The organism is Dendronalium phyllosphericum CENA369 (assembly GCF_016056275.1).
Taxonomy (GTDB): Bacteria; Cyanobacteriota; Cyanobacteriia; order Cyanobacteriales; family Nostocaceae; genus Dendronalium; species Dendronalium phyllosphericum.
Genome location: NZ_JAECZA010000264.1, coordinates 1 through 3,746 on the forward strand (window position 1 = coordinate 1; position 3,746 = coordinate 3,746).

Annotated in this window: 4 protein-coding genes and 2 pseudogenes; 2 read left to right on the forward strand and 4 right to left on the reverse strand. The window is 45.1% G+C overall.

Annotated features, from left to right (window positions below; translation table 11 throughout):
• Together I8752_RS30085 and I8752_RS30090 are read right to left on the reverse strand one after the other, a co-directional pair.
• Positions 1-1,203 (reverse strand): annotated as a pseudogene (locus I8752_RS30085) (methylase); the annotation flags it as partial.
• 132 nt (positions 1,204-1,335) lie between these two features.
• Positions 1,336-1,764, reverse strand: coding sequence for a hypothetical protein (locus I8752_RS30090; protein WP_214435864.1), 429 nt, complete (start codon positions 1,762-1,764; stop codon positions 1,336-1,338).
• Between the two features lie 229 nt (positions 1,765-1,993).
• On the opposite strand from I8752_RS30090, the gene I8752_RS37735 reads away from it, so the two are divergent.
• Positions 1,994-2,242 carry a hypothetical protein gene (locus I8752_RS37735; RefSeq protein ID WP_225896002.1) on the forward strand — a complete coding sequence of 83 codons (249 nt, stop codon included), beginning with the start codon at positions 1,994-1,996 and terminating at the stop codon, positions 2,240-2,242.
• A 415-nt stretch (positions 2,243-2,657) separates the two neighbouring features.
• Here the strand turns inward: I8752_RS37735 and I8752_RS30095 are convergent.
• A pseudogene (locus I8752_RS30095) lies at positions 2,658-2,872 on the reverse strand (helix-turn-helix domain-containing protein); the annotation flags it as partial.
• Entirely contained in the window at positions 2,851-3,171 is a 321-nt protein-coding gene (locus I8752_RS30100) for a hypothetical protein (RefSeq protein ID WP_214435865.1), read from the reverse strand. The gene I8752_RS30100 and the pseudogene I8752_RS30095, both read right to left, overlap by 22 nt.
• A 378-nt stretch (positions 3,172-3,549) precedes the next feature.
• Between I8752_RS30100 and I8752_RS30105 the strand changes: the two genes are divergently transcribed.
• A partial coding sequence (locus I8752_RS30105) for a transposase (RefSeq protein WP_214435504.1) occupies positions 3,550-3,746 on the forward strand: 197 nt, incomplete at its 3' end.

A 3,746-nucleotide genomic window follows, 5' to 3' on the forward strand; every position in this document is an offset into this window, starting at 1 on the left:
GGGATGGGGTAGGGCATCCTTAATTAAAAGGCGTTGTGGGCGATAGGTTTCATAAAGGCTATCTTTCAATCCATCGGTGACAGACCACTCGACTACCTCATATTCCAGAACAACCACATCTGGAATTTCTGCGGATGGTTCTGGTTGTGTCACTGTAGTACGCTTCGTCGGCAGTTTAACAACCTTCGCCGCCGCCACCGCTTTAACAATTCCAGCTTTCCACTGCGATCGTCCAGGCAATTGCCCAATCAACGCCAGCAGTTCGGGCAGTTCCAAAGTTTCTCGAATGCAAGGAATGTCGCCTGTTTTAGATGCCGGGACTTTATCAATAACGGTGATTCGGGTTTCGATTGTTGTCCCGTGCTTGGCGTAAGCTTGACCACTGACTCCTACAGACATTAAAACTCGCGCTTTTTCTTGCCACTTCACAAAAGTTTCTCGCCAGCTTGGGTTAGCTGGAGAGAACCAATTGGCTGTGATTGTTACCAGCCGTCCACCGTCGCACAGCCTTTGTAGTGCAGAGTTAATGTGTCGGGGTGTAGCGTCGGGATTGCGGTCGCTTACCTTGGGCGACGACGAAAACGGCGGATTCATCAGCACGACTGAGGGCTTGGTTTGTCCTGCGAGATAGTCATTAATTTGTTCTGCATTAACACAGAACAGTGGAGTGCCAGGGAATAGCCGACGTAGAATCTTAGTTCTGTCTTGTGCCAATTCGTTGAGCATCAGGCTTGCACCGTGAAGGAAAGCGAACTGAGCTAAGATGCCAGTACCAGCACTGGGTTCGAGTACGAGGTCATTGCTGGTAACTTGTCCTGCCAATGCTACCAAGTACGCCAGGGGGAAAGGAGTCGAAAACTGTTGAAGCTGTATTTGCTCCTCGCTCCGGCGGCTGTGTGTGGGGCAAAGCGACTCAAGGCGTTGCAGTTGTTCTAAGGGGTTTTGTGGCAGTCCTTTTTGCCGTAGATAGAGAATTAGTGCAACTTCAAGAGCTTCGTAAGCATCTTTGGACTGCCAAGCGCCTTCTGCCGCAGTACCGTGAAAGTGTCGATTCATCTGCGATTGAAGCAATTTTGTGGTTAAAGGTCGATTTTCGATTAATGATTTAACAAGTGCGTGGGCAACATTTAATATTGATTGCCCATAGTCCAGAACTGTTTGCAGGTCGAAGAGGCATCCCTGTGTAGCGATTAGGCTTACCATGACTGTATGTAGTATTGATTTTCACAAAAAATTGGCGTAGCCTTAACTGTTCTCCAAATGCCAAAAACAGCGATCTCCATTCAGTAGTGCGATCGCTGTTTTTGGTTCTTCATAAAAGAATAAAAGATTGGTTTAAGCGGCGGCTTTGTTGCGAGACTTGCGAGGAGGTTCAGTCAGGGCTTGTTTGGCTTGCTTATTAGTTTTCGTAGATTTGGTTTTGGTGGTTTTAGTCTTGGGCGGTTTCGGTTGTACTTCGGTTGCTGGCGGTAACAGCCTTAATGTAGGGAATGGCAGTACAACTGATTGGGTTTCGATAGCTTGGGGTTGTGGTTCTGGCTCCAGTTCCCAAGGGTCGAGCAGTTGCTCAAATTGTGGCGTGATAGCAATCAGATCGTGTTTCGTCAGAGGTACAGGCTTGAAGTTAGCATTAGCTCTTACTGGTACTAAAGTTTGATTGTGCCAGAGTTGAAAAAGTCCATCAACAAAATCAAATATTATCAGTGTTATAAATGTCCAGAAAATAGTCTCAATTGCTAAGTTGGTAACATCCGTTAGTTCCATTACACTTTACTCCTGAAGCCAGATATTTTTCACAGGATTACCGCTTTGCGGTATCAGGTTTTTTGAAAACAAGTCAGGAACTAAAACTTGAGCGTTATTTTGGCGTAGCCGCTGTGAAAATTATTTGGCTGAAAAACGATGTGATTAGTTGTACTTAAACACTTGAAAATACTATGTTAAAGGCTAAGATTCAAGGGAGAACGATAAAGACAACCTATTAATGTAGACAATGCCCAGCAAGATTATTAACGTCAAAGAGTACACAGTAAAAGCGCATCAGCGGCAGATTCACACTCGCGTCTTCAACTTTATCTGCAAGCAGTGTGAGCAAGCTACACAACGCGAAACTTTTGGTCCCCGACCGCTTTACTGTGAAACATGCCGCGCTCCTCAACCCCCCAAGAAATCTGCAAAGGCACTTAACAAAAGGAAACCTAGACCTATGACCTACAAAAGCGGTAAAGACATCGCTGGTTAATTTGTCGTTTTTATCAGTAGAAGGGCAAACCGATTTTTGAACTAAACTACACCAATAAGCCGGCGTTGTGTAGCGCAACTAGATATTGATGTAACGAATGGCGATCGCTCTTGCAATCGCCATACATAGTTTTTAACCAATGCCTATTAAGTAATAATGGTGAAATTAATGCGAGTCCTAGAGCGGTTTTAAGAAAGTCTTGTCACAAACCCAATTGATGGGAGCAACACGATTTTCTGAAATCGTCGTGAAATGAGCAATTTTCTCGCGGGGGTAGAGGAAAGTGCTGGGGGAGAAAAGAGAAAATAGTATTTTTTGCTACTAAAGCTCTACTAAATCCACTTAATTTCTTTCTCTGACCCAGCCTCCCCAGCCCCCAGATGGAGCCATCTCACTCTCCGAAGCGTTGCTCCCACCATAACTGTGCTTGCTTTTTATCATCTACTAGCGGTTGTGTACCTTGATTTAACTGTCTGCGTAGGCAAAGCCCGCCGAAGGCATCGCCTAATCTTTCCACCCCTAACTCGTTATATCTTTTTACTAATGCATATATCCATGTTCTGCTGTAGCCAGTGATTTCCTCTACTCCTCCGTTTTTTTTCCTTGTGCTAATAACCAGATAATTTGATAAAAGAAAGGCAGGAGGCAGAGGGCAGGAGGCAGAAGAAAAGGTACAAACCTTGCCCCTTATGGGCAAAAAAGGTAAAAACATTCTTTGCCAGATGCATAGCACGAGAAAAGATGCGTCCTTGTCCAAACCTCTCTCCTTCATGGGAGAGGTTTACCTTCTGCCTCCTGCCTCCTGCCTCCTGCCTTGCCGCTTGGCGGCTTTGATACTGACGGCTTTCTACGCCATCTTTAGCTTGACGGTAATGTTTTTCTAGCTCTTCCAAACTCAGATGTGCAGCTACACTAATTCGTTTTGGCATTAGTCATCTTTGCACTCATTCCTTTGCCGTCTACCTTCATTTTTTGCACCTTCTAGGGGCATTACACTTTTTCCTAATTACGTGGAATGCTCCAGATTCTGAGTCTCAGGTTTAAACAGCGAGCGCTGTCGCATCAATCAAAAATTAAGAAACGCTTGCGCTCTCAAAACTGTAGATGGCTAACCACAAGCGTTTTTGGTAGGTAGCGCCGTGCAACACTTTTGCTCGGTCGAGGCGGCGATCGCAATAAAGAAAGTTAAATTAATATTGTCCATTAACGATCAATACCGTTGCCAAAATAAGAGCATGAAGAGGTAGGGCGTTTCGTAGTAGAGTTATTGTCTCTCACAACGACAACTCAGAAACTACTAGCCGCCCATGCCCGACATCTTATCACTATTGCAATGTCTTCTACCGCAGATAAACGCCACAACGATGCGACAGTTGAACCAGATAATACAGGCCATGTTAGCGATGAATGGGCGAATCACAATGTTGGGAATATCCCGGTGGGCAGAAATGGGTGGTAGTTATCGAACAATGTTGAGGTTCTTTCATACAGTAATACCTTGGGC